Here is a 15,370-nt window from a genome sequence, read left to right on the forward strand (position 1 = left end):
TTACACTAAGGGGTATATTAATTCGTAAAAAATTTTATCTGCTTTTCATTAAGAGTTGAACAGCCTCTGCAACGGCTTGTTCATGATTTTCCGTCGCATCATCCTGACGGACACAGTCAATCAAGTTTTCACTGACGACGAGACCGATGACGCGATCGATTGCACTACGTGTAGCGCTCAGTTGTGTAACGACATCCTTACAGGACGCCTCTTCTTTCATCATTCGAACGATTCCGTGGATTTGTCCTTCAATCCGATTCATCCGATGAATAATGCGATCTTCATAACCGTTTTCCATATGAAGTCCATCTCCTTTTTTAAATGTGACATACGTCATACCTCGTTGGTACATTTCATACAATAATACCTACAGGGGTATAAGTCAACGAAAAAGATTTCTGGATTCATCACTATGTTCAGTGAGTCCGAAAATCTTTTTGTAGTCAGCCTTTCCAATTCGCTTCTAAAAAATCGATCCAACGCTCGGCTAGTCGAGTTGGCATCTTCTCTGGTAACAGATAACGAAACGTCCGGTTGGAGATCCCTTTCGCATGAATTGTAAAAGATTCAGACGGGAAAGACGTGACAAGTCGTTCTGACAGCGCTGCAATACCACTCCCATTCAAAACAAGTTGTCGCGCTAAATAATTCGCATCTACTGTAATCGTTCGAGTGGGAACGATCGACGACGCATCAAGCCAACGATGAAGTGCATAGCGAGAAGCGGATCCTTCTTCCCGGACGATCCACGTCGCGTCTTCGAGTGCAAGATGTGTCGCTCCAATGATATGCAGTTGATCTTTCGCAAAGACGATTTGTTTGATTCCATCAAGTGTCAGTTCTCCTTCGATCATCCCGAGATCAATCTCACGATGTCTTAAGGCTGCTGCCACTTGATCGTGATTCATTAATTGGATATCTAGTGATACCTCGGGATGAGCGCTTGAAAACAGATGAATCATGTCATCGAGCAACATTTCGTGAATCGTATGCGTTGCTCCTATCCGTAGTGTACCTTTGAAGACACCTTCCGATTCATCCAGCTGGGACTGCATCTGTTCGAGTTGGAAAAGAATTTCTTTTGCATGGCGATAGACAATCCAGCCCATTTCCGATACCTCGACCCCTATTGCGAATGAATCACGTATTAATAATGAATGTCCGATCTCTTCTTCTAGTCGTTTGACGTGAACACTGACCGTCGGTTGCGACAGAAATAACTGTTCTGCCGTTTTCGTAAAGTGACGTGTTTCAACGAGTGTGACGAACGTTCTGAGTTCAGTTAATTTCAACAATACCCCTCCTTATTACATTTCATAATCATTTATATATAATTAATTCATTTTTATAATTTTGTATTCCTCTTTCATACTCAAGGTATCACGTATTAGAAAGAAGGACTGTTTCATGATGTATATCTCATTTATTTTGTTAGGAGCAACCATCGGCATACTCTCCGGCTTTTTCGGAATCGGTGGCGGCATCATCCTGACCCCACTTTTGTTGATTCTTGGCTATGAAGCCAGCACCGCGATTGTCCTCAGTCTGTTGCTGACACTCGGATCGACTGTGACCGGCACGCTCTCGCATCTTCGATTAAAAACATTCCGTTTTCGTGATGCCGGGATCATTGGTCTGTCTGGCATCATCGGTTCTGCGTTGATCACACCAGTCGTCTTTTGGCTCGAGCGTCATGCTGGTGCTGATGTCGTATTATCAAGTCTCTACATTGTCTTACTGATTGGTTTTTCGATTCAATTCCTTCGTCCCCGTTCAAAGGAACGTCCGTCTTTTCCGGTCCATCATGCTTCCGTCGTGAAGCTCGCTGTCATCGGACTTGCTGCCGGAATTCTCTCTTCATTGATGGGTGTCAGCGGTGGATTCTTGTTGACGCCGCTCTTGCTCGCCTGGGTTCGCTTTCCGCTCAAACAAGCAATCGGAACGAGCATCGCCTCTGCGACATTGATTGTTCTTGGAGGCGTGACGAGTTATGTTGCTTCCGGAACCAGTGCTCCGTTATCACTCGGGATTGCTTTAATCGTCGGTGCGTTCATCGGCTCACCACTCGGTGCTTCACTCTTGCATCGCTTCAATGAACCGTTCGTTCAAAAGACGTTAGGAATCTTTTATAGTGTCGTCGCCTTAAGCGTCATCGTCAAAGTATTCGGTCTTCCTTATCTGTCACTCGTCTTACTCGCTTTATTCACACTCAGCCTGTTGAGCGTCTTCGGTTACCGGATTCTTAAAACGGCCTAAATGAAAAAGCAGCTGACACATCGTCAGCTGCTTTTGTGCGTGCTCAATGATTAACGCACGCTTTCTTCTTTGATTTTTTGCGGTTTCATGATTTTTGCCTCTTTTTTCTGACGCATGCGTTCCGCATTCATCAATCCCCCTAACATCAGGACGACAGCAGACAAATAGAACCATGTCATCAAGACGATGATTCCGGCAAGCTGACCGTAAAGACGATCGTAACTACCGAACTCAGCGTAATAGGAGAAAAATTCCGAGACGACTTGCCAGGCAATCGTCGCAAAAATGGCTCCAGGAAGTACTTGACGAACCGTTAGTCGGACACTCGGTAAGATCCGATACAATAAGATGAAAAAGACAAGTAAGAACAACGTCCCGAGTCCCCAGCGGAATAAGAACCAGATCCACGAATAGTTCGTCACGAAATCAGCGACGATTGCAAAGTGGTTGATGAAACGCCGTGTTAACTTTTCTGAAATCGGAACAATCAATGAAATCGGTAAGATGATCATCATCCCGATCGTAAAGGCGAAGTCTTGCAACAGTCCGCGCCAAAATGGTGCTTTTCGTGTCACTTCGAGCGCATCGTTCAGCGAGCGGACAAGTGACTGGACTGACATCGAAGCGAGCCAAAAGGCGGCAAGGAAACTGATCGAGGCAAGTTTAAAGCCGCCTTGATCAAAGATTCCAACAACGTTCCGCTGAATCAAATCGTACGTTTCTGCCGGAGCAAACGGTCGAATTAAATCCAGCACGTTATCGGACGTAAACGGTAAGAACGAAACAATGCCAACTACAAATAATAAGAACGGGAATAAGGACAACATCAGATAATAGGCGAGCTGAGCCGATTTATCAAAAAAGGCTTCACCAAAAAAACGGGCAAATACAGGTTTGATTAAAGACATACAAATTTCCTCACTTTCAACTAATTCTCTACACTATCCCCCATTTCATACCTCCTTTAAACTTTTCGAAGTCTTTTGAACTTATAACAACCTTATACATCATTCAAGTTTGTCGCTTCGGTTCTGCGCGGGGTACACTAGGAACAGAGATTGTATCGTGCTTGTTTTTTAGAAAGGATTTCGATTCGTGTACTCACTCATTCAAACCGAAGCAGAACGCTTCTTTACTTCTTATATAGAGCAATACCCCGAAATGGCCGGACGTCAGCAAGAAGTCATCCGTTCGATTGAAACGACAGGAACGTACGAACAGACAGCTTCCGAGCTAGCGTTCGGCGCCAAGCTCGCTTGGCGGAACAGTAACCGATGTGTGGGACGTCTCTTTTGGGAACAACTCCATGTCTTTGACGCGCGGGATGCGTTGACCGTTGAAGCGGTCCGCGACGCGTTATTTGAGCATATCCGGTTCGCGACGAACGAGGGACGAATTCGCTCAACGATAACGATTTTCCATCCGACACGTGTCCGGCTGCATAATCACCAACTGATCCGCTACGCTGGTTATGAGACCGCAACAGGAATCATCGGCGATCCGGCTTCCATCCAACTGACGCGCCAATGTGAAGCACTTGGCTGGTCCGGAGCACGTACCCCCTTTGATATCCTGCCCCTCTTGATTGAACTCGATGGACAAGTCAGTCTGCATCCGATTCCAGATGAGCTCGTGCTCGAAGTCAGCATCACACATCCTGACTATGATCTGTTCGGTGGTCGCGAAGTCCGCTGGTATGCTGTGCCGATGATTGCCGACATGCAGCTCGAGATCGGTGGCATCGTCTATCCGTGTGCCCCGTTCAACGGATGGTACATGGGAACAGAAATCGGTGTCCGTAACCTCGCTGATACGGATCGTTACGATCTGTTACCGCTCGTCGCGACACAACTCGGTCTGAATACCTCACGTGAACGATCGCTTTGGAAAGACCGAGCGCTCGTCGAACTGAACGTTGCCGTACTCGAATCGTTCGAACGAGCCGGTGTTACGATCGTCGATCACCATACGGCTGCCAAACAGTTCGCTCGTTTTGAAAAAAATGAAGCCGCGTGTGGTCGTGATGTCACCGGGGAATGGTCCTGGCTCGTGCCACCGATGAGTGGGGCAACGACGCATATGTTCCATAAGGATTACGACCCAGAAATCAAACGACCGAACTTCTTTCCAAAATCAACACAGACGGCACCTGTGACCGGCTGTCCGTTTCACCAAGGAGCATTGAAATGAATTATGTCGAACAGTTACGTCAAAAAATCGGTCATGACCCAGTCATTCTCGTCGGTTCTGTCGTCCTCGTCGTACAAAATGAACACATTTTGCTCGAACAACGCAACGAAACACAAGCCCGCTTTGGTTTACCCGGAGGATTGATGGAATGGGCGGAATCACCGGAAGAGACCGCGCGTCGGGAACTCGCGGAAGAGACGGGATTAGAAGTGGAACGATTAACGTTACTTGATGTCTACTCTGGTCCGCAATACGTGACGACCTTAGCGAACGGAGACGTGTTTCAAAGCGTCACTCTCGCCTATATCGGTGAACATCCGATCGGAACGTTAAAGCAAAGTGATGAAAGCATCAAGCTCCAGTTCGTACCGCTTGATGACTTACCTGATCATTTGGTCGGCTCTCACGCTCGAATGATTGAAGACTACAAAAACCGCCGCTAAATGAATAGCAGCGGTTTTTGTTTATAGCGACTGACGCATGATGTATTGTTTCAAATCCCGCTGAGTCCACCCTTCAGAACGTAATGCCTCCCAAACCTGCACATCTGTTGATTGATAATGGTAGGTCGTTCCCGGTAAACGACGGACGACTTCTGTCGCATGTCGTGCTTTTTGTTCTGCTGGACCTACGACTGACAAGAGAGATGATCCGGCTACTGCCACTACACTTGCTTCTAATTGGTAATAATCCGTTTGTAATTGCTGCATGACATGAGGATCTTGCTGCCAGATGTATTCCCCTTGTCCATGGTATTGTTTTAAAAACTCCACTTCTTCGATCGTCGGCAGAGCGGCTTCTTGACGTTCATCCGTTAAATGAAAATATCCGATTTCTCCAACAATCTTATAGTGAAGCGATTCATACAAGCGAATTGCCGGATCGTTCCCTTGAATGACTTCAAGCATCAGACCATCCATTCCGATTTCTTTAGCATGGCTCAGTTGTGCTTGATACAAGGCTTTCGCGATCCCAAGACGACGATATTGTGGTGAAATCCCCAGTCCCCCACACCGCATGATGCGTTGACCCTCGATCTCCTTCCAACCGTTCAGCCAGAGACCGACCGGTATTTCTCCATGATAGGCAACGAATGAATGCTCCAATTGGTTCCCGTCTCGTTCGATGATGCGCTCTTGGAATTCTGCTTCCGATAAGTGCAGTGGAATCAAATAATCTTGGAATCCATCCTGCATCGCTTTGTACGCCGTTTTTACGCCAGGTGCGCGTTGAATATGAATCATCGAAAAACCTCCTTTTCCACTGAGCTGTTTCGCTTTCGTTCGCCTCATTTCCTGCATACAAAAACACCCTTGTCGCCAAGGGTGTTAGTCGATTCATTGATGGAGTTTCGAACGCTTGCGTCCATATCCGAAGTACAACAGTAATCCAATGGCTGTCCAGACAAAGAAGGCAATCCACGTGAATGGTTGTAAGTTGAACATGAGCATGATACAAGCAAGGACTGACAAAATCGGTAAGACTGGGACGAACGGAACCTTAAAGGCGCGCTTCAAATCGGGACGCGTCCGGCGTAGGACGATGACCGCGATCGAGATGAGCGAGAAGGCTGCCAGTGTTCCGATATTGATCAATTCAGCAAGTGTACCAAGCGGCACGAATCCAGCGATTAAACCAGCAGTCGTTCCGAGAATCCAAGTCGCTTTAACTGGTGTGTGTGACTTTTCATTGACGTCTGAGAAGACTTTCGGTAATAATCCGTCACGGCTCATCGCGAACAAGAGACGGACGAGACCAAATGTCATGACGAGGATGACCGTCGTCATACCAACGATGGCTCCTAAGTCAACGAATCCAGCGACCCAGTCTTGGCCAGCCACTTTTAAGGCAAGGGATACTGGGCTATCAACACCTTCAAACTGTTTGAATGGAACGATTCCGACCATGATAGCAGAGACCACGACGTACAAAACGGTAACGATCGCAAGCGATCCTAGAATCCCAATCGGTAAGTTACGTCCCGGGTTTTTGACTTCTTCTGCTGCCGATGTGACGGCATCAAATCCAAGATAAGCGAAGAAGGCAATCGCTGATGCTTGCAGGACACCGCTCATACCGAACGGCGCAAACGGCTTGTAGTTGCCTGGTTCGATATACCAGATCCCGACGACGATGAACAAGACGACGACGGCAACTTTGACGAGTACCATGATGTTGTTGACGCGTTTTGTCTCTTTAATCCCAAGCGAAAGCAAGAGCGTGATGACCATCAGAATCAAGAACGCTGGTAAGTTAAAGAACGTTTCGCTTCCTGGTACAGCACCTGGAGCAGCTGTTAAAGCTGTCGGTAAATGGAGACCAAAGCCTGCTAACAGTGACTGGAAGTACCCTGACCAGCCGGTGGCAACGGCACTCGAAGCGAGTCCGTATTCTAAAATGAGACACCAGCCGATGATCCAAGCCACGACTTCCCCGATCGTTGCATATGTATACGTATATACACTACCTGAGACGGGAATCATCGACGAAAATTCAGCATAACAAAGGGCTGCGAGCGCACAGACGACAGCGGAAATAATGAATGAGATCGGTAAAGCAGGTCCTGCATAAAGAGCGCCCGTTCCTGTCAGAACGAAAATTCCGGTCCCGATGATGGCACCGATTCCGAGTAAAATGAGGTCAAACCCTGATAAGTGACGTGCCAGTTTGGAATGTTGTTTCATGTCCATCATTACACTGACATCTTTCTTGCGAAGCAAACTCATGTTTCATCCTCCGAACTTTTCTCTTTTTTCTGAATATTCAAATCATTGAGGTAATTGACTTTCTAATCATAACAAACGATGTCAGGTTCGATAAGTCTTTTTTTCTGTATTTTTTCACAAAGTGGTCAAACCACTTTTGTGAAAATGCGACAACGCTTTGATGCGTCAACGCAAAAACACCCTTTCCTCAAAATGAGAGGAAAGGATGTACTCGTATTACGGACGATCGTTTGGATGATCGAGGTTAGGACCTTTATGATCATCTGGATCGATTGGATAATCATCTTGCTGTGCTAAATCGTTTTCTGGCAATGCACCTTTTGGTGTACCATGTGTCGTCTCATCTGTTGAAGAAGAGCGCGCTGAACGTGGTGCACGATCTGGTGTGACATCATCTGCTGCTTGTGAAGCTGCACCTTTTGCTGCATCTTTTAAGCTCGGTGATGAAGAAGTCGATGCTGACTTACTTGGAAGGTTCGATGTGTCGACTTCCGTGTTCTCTGCTTTCTTTTGCAGACGATCGAGGTAACGCGATGCATTGTCACGTCCACCAAGACCAAAGGCAAGACCGAAAGCAAGCGCAAGTGCTCCAAGGATCAAGATGAAGGCTGAGTTGACAATCGTATCAGCAACACCCAATTGATCAAGTGCCATGAAGACAGCAAGTGCAAGAATCGCATACTTCGCAACGCTTGAGAGGACTTTTAGTTCAGAGTTGCCGAACAAGCTGTCCATCGTACGTTTGACGAGGTTGCTGACGATGATCCCGATTGCGAGAATGATGATCGCTGTCAAGACGCTCGGTAAGAACGCAAGGACGGCACGACCGAGGTCGACCATGAAGTTAAGACCAATCAAGTTGAATGCTTCGACGACGAAGAGAACGACGATGACGATCTCAACGAGTGCACCTACGATTGAAGCTGGTGATGTAGAAGCTTGGTTCGCATCCCATGAACCGATCTTCAAGTGACGTGTCAGGTTGTTGAATCCAAGACGTGATAAGAGATCCGTAACGAATTTCTTGATGAAACGTCCGACATAAAGACCGACAAGAATTAGAACGACACCAACGATGATGTTCGGAATCATACCAAGGACATCGTTCAACATGTTGATCGCTGGTCCTGTGATTCCTTTAATGTTCAATTGATCAAGTGCTGAAATCGTGATTGGAATCAGAATCAAGATGAAGACGACTGTTCCGAGAATCGACGAAAGTGATTTCGCATCTTTTTGATCCGTTGATCCAAGGTTGAAGCGAGCTGCAAATTTATCCGTTCCAACAGCATGAAGGAAATTCGTCACGATATCGCGGACGATTTTCGCTACGAGGAAGCCGACGAAGAAGATGGCTGCCGCAGCAATCAAGCGTGGAATGAATCCAAGGAATGACGATAACAATTGGCTGAACGGTTGTGAGACACTCTCAATGTTCAACGCACCGAGTACACCCGGTAGGAACAGAAGCAAGACGAGGTAGAAGACGATCTCCCCTGCGATTTTTGGATAAGCTGAAAGATCTGTCTGACCTTGAAGCATCTTGTTCGAACGTACTTTGTCGTTCGCCATCAGCTTCGTACCTGCTTTGACGATGATCATGCGGAGAACGACCGCAATGACGTACGCCAAGAGGAGGATGAGGGCTGCTTTCAAGATATTCGGGATTGCCGCGAGTAATGTACTCATCGTATCCGCAAGTGGTCCAGCAATGATGTTCAGATCAAGGATGTTGAAGACCAAGATAAGAACGAAGACCATGAGCACCCAAAAGACGACGGTTCCGATGATTTTTTCAGGTGTCCACTTTTTCTTCTTTGGTGGCGTACCCTCTTTTTGAGGTGACAACTTGTTGACGACCCCAGACTTCTCTAACGCTTTTTGAACTCCGTTCGCGATCAGCTTGGCAATGAGCCATCCAATTAAAAAGACGATGATCGCTCCAAGCAAGTTGCCGAGTGATCCGAGAATGCCGTTCAAGTTCAACGACGTTCCGTTCCAAATGTTATTCATCCTGCCACACTCCTTCACCTAAATAAAATTATATATTTCTGACACTTCTTTAATTTCCCCAGCTAAAGGATTTATTAAACCCGTGTCCGTACCAGAATGTGGCGTTTTTTGTTTTCAATACAAAAAATGGGATGTTTGCTATATGTGAGGATACACTGCTACAACAATCATTTCGGAAAAAAGCAGTATCGTCTAAATGACGACACTGCCTTATATCAAACGACTTCTTTTTCAGAGAACTGACTGTTGTATAGATCTGCATAAAACCCGTCTGCCTCGAGTAATTCTTCATGTGTGCCCTGTTCGATGACACTTCCTTGATTCATGACGAGAATCAGATCGGCATCCTTGATCGTCGACAGACGATGGGCAATGACGAAGCTCGTCCGCCCTTCCATCAAGCGACGCATCGCTTGCTGGATGAAGACTTCCGTCCGTGTATCTACACTAGAGGTCGCTTCATCGAGAATCATGATCGGCGGATCGGCAAGAACGGCCCGCGCGATTGTCAACAACTGTTTCTGACCTTGCGAGATGTTCGAGGCTTCCTCGTTCAAGACCGTATCATACCCGTCCGGCAACGTCCGGATGAAGTGATCAGCGTGCGCTGTTTTGGCTGCGGCGATGATTTCCTCCTCGGTCGCTCCACTCTTACCGTAAGCAAGATTATCTCGGATCGTACCGTTGAAAAGCCACGTATCTTGTAAGACCATCCCGAACGTCGTCCGTAAGTCTTCGCGTGACATCTCGCGGGTATCGATGCCGTCAATCCGGATCGTCCCCCCGTTCAACTCATAAAAGCGCATCAATAGATTGATCATCGTCGTCTTACCAGCACCGGTTGGTCCAACGATCGCGACCGTTTGTCCCGGTGCGACATCGATGTTCATATCCTTGATCAAGAGATCGGTTCCGTAACCAAAATCAACGTGTTCGAACGCGACCGCTCCTTCAGCCTGCGCGAGACGATGTGTCGTCACTTCCTTGATTTCTTCTTCTTCGTCTAGTAATTCAAAGACACGTTCTGCTGCTGCGACCGTCGATTGAACGATGTTCGCGATGTTCGCCGTCTGTGTGATCGGTTGCGTGAACTGGCGTGTATAGGTGATGAACGCTTGGATATCCCCGATCGAGATCGCCCGTTGCGTAACGAGAATCCCGCCGACGATACTGATCAGGACGTAACTGATATTTCCGATGAACATCATCATCGGCATGATGATCCCGGAGATGAACTGTGCTTTACGTCCTGCTTCATACAACTCTTCGTTGACGGCATCGAACTGCTCGACCGCTTTACGTTCATGTCCGAATGCCTTGACGACTGAGTGTCCGGTATACATCTCTTCGACATGTCCGTTCAATTGACCAAGTATCCGTTGTTGGTCAGCAAAGTACTTTTGAGAACGTTTCAAAATCGGTCGGATCGCAAAGATCGAAACCGGCAACGAAACGAGCGAAATCAGTGTTAACAGCGGACTGATCGTCAACATCATGATCAGAATCCCGACGATTGTCACGATTGAGGTGATGAACGATGTCACACTTTGTTGTAACGTACTCCCAATCGTATCGATATCGTTCGTCACACGGCTGAGTGTCTCCCCGTTCGGACGACCATCGTAATATTTCAATGGCAGGCGTTCGAGTTTATGATTGACGTCTTCGCGTAAATCGTAGACTGTTTTTTGAGCGATACCTGACATCAAATACTGTTGCAAGTAATTGAACAGACTACTGATGATATACAGTCCAGCAAGCCAGAGCAGGATCTGTCCGATTTTCGTGAAATCGATCGCTGCTCCCGGCACACCTTGGAACTTCGCATACGCCCCTTCAAACAATTCCGTGATTGCCGTCCCCATGATTTTCGGACCGGCAATCATGAAGACCGTACTGAGGATGGCTGCAAGGAAAACACCAACGAGCGCCATCCGACGCGGACGCAGATACCGAAGCAGACGACGGAACGTTGCTTTGAAATCCTTTGGTTTTTCTCCGAGCATCATCATATTTCCGCCACCGGGACCACCAGGCGGAGGACCGCCGGCAGGTCGTTTTTTCTCACTCATGCGATTTCCTCCTCTGATAGTTGTGACTTAACGATTTCCTGATAAACGGCATTGTCAGCAAACAATTCATCATGCGTTCCGATTCCAGCGACTTTCCCTTCATCCAGGACGATGATTTGATCGGCATCGATGACGGTGCTGACACGCTGAGCGACGATCAAGACGGTTGCCTCGCGTGTTTCTTCCCGTAAGGCTTTCCGAAGTGCCGCATCAGTTTTAAAGTCGAGCGCTGAAAAACTGTCATCAAAGACATATAAATCTGGTCGACGAACGAGTGCTCGCGCAATCGACAACCGTTGTTTTTGCCCACCGGAGACGTTCGATCCACCTTGTTCGATCCGTGCTTCGTAACCGTCCGGCATCCGTTCGATGAAATCGGTCGCTTGTGCGATTTGCGCCGCATGCGCGACTTCTTCGTCTGTCGCGTCCTCTTTCCCGAAACGAATGTTTTCAGCGATCGTACCCGTGAACAATAACGCCTTTTGGGGAATGAAGCCGATTTTCGACCGCAGTTCCTCTTGCGGGACATCCTGGCTATCGACACCGTTGACGCGGATACTCCCTTCCGTCACGTCATAAAAACGAGGAATCAAATTGACGAGTGTTGATTTACCGGAACCCGTTCCGCCGATCACTGCCGTCACTTCACCTGGTCGTGCCGCAAAACTGATATCGGATAAGACAGGTGTCTCAGCACCTGGGTAACGGAACGTGACACGATCAAAGACGAGCGTTCCTTTTTCACGGTCAGCGGTTTGTGTCCCCTCATCTGTCATCGTTGGTGTCATCTCGAGAACTTCATTGATCCGTTTCGCCGAGACAGCTGCCCGCGGAATCATGACGAACATGACCGACGCCATGACGAGCGCAAACATGATTTGCATGACGTACTGGATGAATGCCATCAAATCCCCGATTTGCATGCCGCCATTATCGATCCGAATGCCCCCGAACCAAATGACACCGACGACCGTCAAGTTCATGACGAGCATCATCACTGGCATCAAGAACGCCATGATTTTATTGACCTTGATCGAGACTTCTGTCAAATCCGCATTCGCTTTTGTCAATCGTACTTGTTCATCACGTTCCCGGTTAAAGGCACGGATGACACGGATCCCGGTCAAGTTCTCCCGCAGGACGAGGTTCAGACGATCGAGTCGTTTTTGAACCTTCCCAAACAACGGAACCCCTTTCCACAGAATCAACAGGATCGAAATAACAAGGACCGGCATCGCCGCGACGATGACGAGCGATAGTTTGGCATCTTTTGAGACGGCCATGATCAATCCACCGATGAACATGATCGGCGCACTGACGACCATCCGCAACATCATGATGACGACTTGTTGGACTTGTGTGATGTCGTTCGTCGTCCGCGTAATCAGTGACGCCGTTCCGACCTGGTCGAACTCTTGCAGGGAGAAACGTTCGACATGGTTAAAGACTTGGCGACGGATATCCCGTCCGAGCCCCATCGACGCCTTCGATGAATAATAACTGGCGGCAACTGCAGCTAACGCTCCGATACCGGTAATCCCTAGCATGACGGCACCAATTTTCCAGATATACGCGGTATCGCCGGTAACGACGCCTTTATCGATGATATCCGCCATCAGTGTCGGTAAATACAAATCGGACATCGATTGTGCAAATACAAGGATAAGCACAGCAAAGACCGCCCATTTATAGACCGTCAACCGTTTGAGTAACTTAATCATCCGAACATCCTCCTTTCAGATCTGGACGTAAAATCTGACCGATTCCCTCAGCAATCACTGCGTGTGTTTCAAGCATCTGTTCGAATACGTCCGGGTCAATCGTCGCAAGCACTTGCTCCAGTTGACGTTGCATCCCCTTCTCTTGTTCCTTGATGTCAGTGACGAATTGCTGACCTTGATCACTAAGCTTTAAGACGACTTCCCGTCGATTGTCGGGATTCGTCTCCCGAATGACCCAGCCCGATTGGACGAGACCTTCAATCGACTGACTGAGCGTACTTTTCGGTAAGTGCGTATGTGCGGCGAGCTCTTTTTGCGAGATCGGTCCACGCGGTGCAATCGTCATCAAGCTATGAAATTGCGGTAAACTGAGTCCGTTTTCCTGTGCCGTCTGATGCGCTGCTCGGACCAGATGGCGCTGGACATTCCAAAACGACTGCATCATCGCTGTCGAACGGGTCGTTTCCGTTTGATCCATCTTGTTTCGCCTCCTTGTTCCATTTCAAATCGTTCCAAAAGGAACAATTACTTATATGAATTAAATTACGCCGATTATTTTTGATTGTCAACGAAAAGGCAATGTGAAAAATCACATAGTTTTTGCTATGCTCAAGGAACACAAGGAGTGAGCATAGATGAGACATGAAATGGGATTATTTGATGAACCGTTTCGTTCGATTGAACAAGGACGAAAGACCGTCGAGATTCGACTAAATGATTTAAAACGACAACAGGTAAAAGTCGGTGATCAGATTCGGTTCACGCATACTGAAACGAGCGAGACACTACTGGTCCGTGTAACAAAACGACAAGTCTTTCCTGATTTCCGAGCGCTTTATGAAAACATCCCAAATGAAGCTATCGACTGTGTTGGTTGGTCGCTCGACGAACTCGTGACGTCAACCTATGCAATCTATTCACCGGAAGCCGAGCAACAGTACGGGGCACTGGCTCTGACGATCGCATTAGAACCATAAAAAAAGAGGATGACTCAAAAAAAGAATGACGCGTCTTTTCACGCCCTTTCCTCAGGCGAGACACAAGCCAGTTTTCCTGCTTCAATCAAGCAGGAAAGCGGGTCTTGTTCGTCTCTGACAGCGCATCAATGCGCTTGTTCCTGTAGGAGTTGCGTGAAACGCGTCATTCTTTTTGTTACGAGATAAGAGTGGCAGATTTTCATTCTGCCACCCTTATTTTTGTAGAAACTGACTTTTGAGTCAGCCCTTTTTTCGATTCATTCCGGTTCGACGTGAACATGGATATCGTAGACACCATATTCTTCTGTCAGCGTATCCTCGACACGTGTCGCGATATCGTGTGCCTGATGGATATTCAATGTGGAGTTGACGAGGATGACGACATCGACGACTTCATTGTTGCCGTAGTTACGTCCTTTGATTGACTTGATGCCTTTGACACCTTCGAGATCGAAGATGACATCTTCGTACATCTTCAGCTTCTTCTCATCGAAGCCATCCGTCAGTTCGTGTGACGCTTCCGTAAAGATGTCCCACGCCGTCTTACAGATCAAGAAGCCGACGATGATCGCGGTCACGACATCGAGCCATGGCATGCCGAACTGTGATCCGACGATCCCGATCGTCGTTCCGACACTGACCCACGCATCGGATAGATTATCTTTCGCTGCTGCCATGACGGCTTTGCTTTCAATCTCCTCGGATAACTTCTTATTGTAGCGGTAGACGAAGTACATCACGAGGGCTGAACCGATTCCGACGTATGCTGCGAGAACATCAGGCGATTCCTGTTTGCCTTCGAACAACGTCGAAATCGTATCGATCAAGACTTGAAGACCGACTGCCATCATGATGAAGGAAGCTACGAGCGAGGCAATCGTCTCACTTTTCCAGTGTCCGTACTTGTGATCGTCATCTGCCGGACGTTGCGAGATCCGTAAACCGATCAAGACAGCGATCGACGCGATGATGTCAGTCACGTTGTTCAAACCGTCCGCCCGGAGTGCGGCAGAATCTGCTGTATACCCAATGATTAATTTTAAAGATGATAACAAGATATAGGCTGCGATACTGATCATCGCACCGCGTTCGCCGCGTTTTAGATTATCGTATTTTTGTTGTTCCATTCTCGTCGCCCCCACTTTCTCTGCGATTAGCAAACCTCATCGTACCAGTCGGAAATCGAGTGGGTCTAGAGAAATCATTTTGTTTCGAACTAGGTAATTAACAAAGGCGCAATAATGTTTTCCTACACCAAAACAGGTTCGATAGAGCCATGTGGCGTTTTTGAAGAAAATCAGCAACATCACCTTAAAGAGCAACCAACTTTTTTGACTTGTCAGACTCTTCGACGAACATAATTCGTGCAAGTTCTGAAGGGAATCGGTAGACTAAAGGTACAACACCAAGAGGAG

The 15,370-nt window shown here is 47.6% G+C and carries 14 protein-coding genes; 4 read left to right on the forward strand and 10 right to left on the reverse strand.

Features of this window, described 5'->3' with window-relative positions; all coding sequences use genetic code 11:
• Window positions 1–34: 34 nt before the first annotated feature.
• Both B3G15_RS05765 and B3G15_RS05770 read right to left on the reverse strand, forming a co-directional pair.
• Window positions 35–298, reverse strand: coding sequence for a metal-sensitive transcriptional regulator (locus tag B3G15_RS05765; protein WP_023466936.1), 264 nt, complete (start codon window positions 296–298; stop codon window positions 35–37).
• 145 nt (window positions 299–443) lie between these two features.
• Window positions 444–1,292, reverse strand: coding sequence for a LysR family transcriptional regulator (locus B3G15_RS05770; RefSeq protein WP_290716958.1), 849 nt, complete (start codon window positions 1,290–1,292; stop codon window positions 444–446).
• Between the two features lie 115 nt (window positions 1,293–1,407).
• On the opposite strand from B3G15_RS05770, the gene B3G15_RS05775 reads away from it, so the two are divergent.
• A complete protein-coding gene (locus B3G15_RS05775; protein ID WP_214861432.1) occupies window positions 1,408–2,256 on the forward strand; it encodes a sulfite exporter TauE/SafE family protein in 849 nt (282 codons plus the stop codon).
• Window positions 2,257–2,306: 50 nt separating this feature from the next.
• On the opposite strand, the gene B3G15_RS05780 is transcribed toward B3G15_RS05775, so the two are convergent.
• On the reverse strand, window positions 2,307–3,164 hold the full coding sequence (locus B3G15_RS05780; protein WP_023466934.1) for a YihY/virulence factor BrkB family protein: 858 nt from the start codon (window positions 3,162–3,164) through the stop codon (window positions 2,307–2,309).
• Window positions 3,165–3,351: 187 nt separating this feature from the next.
• Here B3G15_RS05780 and B3G15_RS05785 point away from each other — a divergent pair, with 187 nt between their 5' ends.
• Both B3G15_RS05785 and B3G15_RS05790 read left to right on the forward strand, forming a co-directional pair.
• Window positions 3,352–4,446 carry a nitric oxide synthase oxygenase gene (locus B3G15_RS05785; RefSeq protein WP_414651114.1) on the forward strand — a complete coding sequence of 365 codons (1,095 nt, stop codon included), beginning with the start codon at window positions 3,352–3,354 and terminating at the stop codon, window positions 4,444–4,446.
• Window positions 4,443–4,889, forward strand: coding sequence for an NUDIX hydrolase (locus B3G15_RS05790; RefSeq protein ID WP_214748471.1), 447 nt, complete (start codon window positions 4,443–4,445; stop codon window positions 4,887–4,889). The genes B3G15_RS05785 and B3G15_RS05790 overlap by 4 nt, the downstream gene beginning before the upstream one ends.
• A gap of 21 nt (window positions 4,890–4,910) precedes the next feature.
• Here the strand turns inward: B3G15_RS05790 and B3G15_RS05795 are convergent, their stop codons facing one another.
• The 6 genes from B3G15_RS05795 to B3G15_RS05820 form a co-directional block, all read right to left on the reverse strand.
• On the reverse strand, window positions 4,911–5,690 hold the full coding sequence (locus B3G15_RS05795; RefSeq protein WP_290716967.1) for a GNAT family N-acetyltransferase: 780 nt from the start codon (window positions 5,688–5,690) through the stop codon (window positions 4,911–4,913).
• Window positions 5,691–5,783: 93 nt separating this feature from the next.
• Window positions 5,784–7,172 carry an amino acid permease gene (locus tag B3G15_RS05800; protein WP_214748465.1) on the reverse strand — a complete coding sequence of 463 codons (1,389 nt, stop codon included), beginning with the start codon at window positions 7,170–7,172 and terminating at the stop codon, window positions 5,784–5,786.
• 216 nt (window positions 7,173–7,388) lie between these two features.
• A complete protein-coding gene (locus tag B3G15_RS05805; RefSeq protein ID WP_290716974.1) occupies window positions 7,389–9,185 on the reverse strand; it encodes a mechanosensitive ion channel in 1,797 nt (598 codons plus the stop codon).
• A 215-nt stretch (window positions 9,186–9,400) separates the two neighbouring features.
• Window positions 9,401–11,257 carry an ABC transporter ATP-binding protein gene (locus tag B3G15_RS05810; RefSeq protein ID WP_290716977.1) on the reverse strand — a complete coding sequence of 619 codons (1,857 nt, stop codon included), beginning with the start codon at window positions 11,255–11,257 and terminating at the stop codon, window positions 9,401–9,403.
• A complete protein-coding gene (locus tag B3G15_RS05815; protein ID WP_290716980.1) occupies window positions 11,254–12,978 on the reverse strand; it encodes an ABC transporter ATP-binding protein in 1,725 nt (574 codons plus the stop codon). The genes B3G15_RS05810 and B3G15_RS05815 overlap by 4 nt, the downstream gene beginning before the upstream one ends.
• Entirely contained in the window at window positions 12,971–13,456 is a 486-nt protein-coding gene (locus B3G15_RS05820) for a MarR family winged helix-turn-helix transcriptional regulator (RefSeq protein ID WP_029343299.1), read from the reverse strand. Before B3G15_RS05820 ends, B3G15_RS05815 begins: the two co-directional genes overlap by 8 nt.
• A gap of 157 nt (window positions 13,457–13,613) precedes the next feature.
• Between B3G15_RS05820 and B3G15_RS05825 the strand changes: the two genes are divergently transcribed.
• On the forward strand, window positions 13,614–13,955 hold the full coding sequence (locus B3G15_RS05825) for an ASCH domain-containing protein (RefSeq protein ID WP_290716985.1): 342 nt from the start codon (window positions 13,614–13,616) through the stop codon (window positions 13,953–13,955).
• Window positions 13,956–14,212: 257 nt separating this feature from the next.
• Here B3G15_RS05825 and B3G15_RS05830 read toward each other — a convergent pair whose 3' ends face one another.
• A complete protein-coding gene (locus B3G15_RS05830; RefSeq protein ID WP_290716987.1) occupies window positions 14,213–15,082 on the reverse strand; it encodes a cation diffusion facilitator family transporter in 870 nt (289 codons plus the stop codon).
• Between the last annotated feature and the right edge of the window lie 288 nt (window positions 15,083–15,370).

It is taken from the genome of Exiguobacterium sp. UBA1053, from assembly GCF_002316465.1.
GTDB lineage: Bacteria > Bacillota > Bacilli > Exiguobacteriales > Exiguobacteriaceae > Exiguobacterium_A > Exiguobacterium_A abrahamii.

What these genes read in the sequence shown, in the direction of transcription:
- B3G15_RS05765 (WP_023466936.1), bottom strand. Translation starts at nt 298, where the DNA reads ATGGAAAACGGTTATGAAGATCGCATTATTCATCGGATGAATCGGATT.
- B3G15_RS05775 (WP_214861432.1), top strand. Translation starts at nt 1,408, where the DNA reads ATGATGTATATCTCATTTATTTTGTTAGGAGCAACCATCGGCATACTC.
- B3G15_RS05780 (WP_023466934.1), bottom strand. Translation starts at nt 3,164, where the DNA reads ATGTCTTTAATCAAACCTGTATTTGCCCGTTTTTTTGGTGAAGCCTTT.
- B3G15_RS05790 (WP_214748471.1), top strand. Translation starts at nt 4,443, where the DNA reads ATGAATTATGTCGAACAGTTACGTCAAAAAATCGGTCATGACCCAGTC.
- B3G15_RS05795 (WP_290716967.1), bottom strand. Translation starts at nt 5,690, where the DNA reads ATGATTCATATTCAACGCGCACCTGGCGTAAAAACGGCGTACAAAGCG.
- B3G15_RS05800 (WP_214748465.1), bottom strand. Translation starts at nt 7,172, where the DNA reads ATGAGTTTGCTTCGCAAGAAAGATGTCAGTGTAATGATGGACATGAAA.
- B3G15_RS05805 (WP_290716974.1), bottom strand. Translation starts at nt 9,185, where the DNA reads ATGAATAACATTTGGAACGGAACGTCGTTGAACTTGAACGGCATTCTC.
- B3G15_RS05810 (WP_290716977.1), bottom strand. Translation starts at nt 11,257, where the DNA reads ATGAGTGAGAAAAAACGACCTGCCGGCGGTCCTCCGCCTGGTGGTCCC.
- B3G15_RS05815 (WP_290716980.1), bottom strand. Translation starts at nt 12,978, where the DNA reads ATGATTAAGTTACTCAAACGGTTGACGGTCTATAAATGGGCGGTCTTT.
- B3G15_RS05820 (WP_029343299.1), bottom strand. Translation starts at nt 13,456, where the DNA reads ATGGATCAAACGGAAACGACCCGTTCGACAGCGATGATGCAGTCGTTT.
- B3G15_RS05825 (WP_290716985.1), top strand. Translation starts at nt 13,614, where the DNA reads ATGAGACATGAAATGGGATTATTTGATGAACCGTTTCGTTCGATTGAA.
- B3G15_RS05830 (WP_290716987.1), bottom strand. Translation starts at nt 15,082, where the DNA reads ATGGAACAACAAAAATACGATAATCTAAAACGCGGCGAACGCGGTGCG.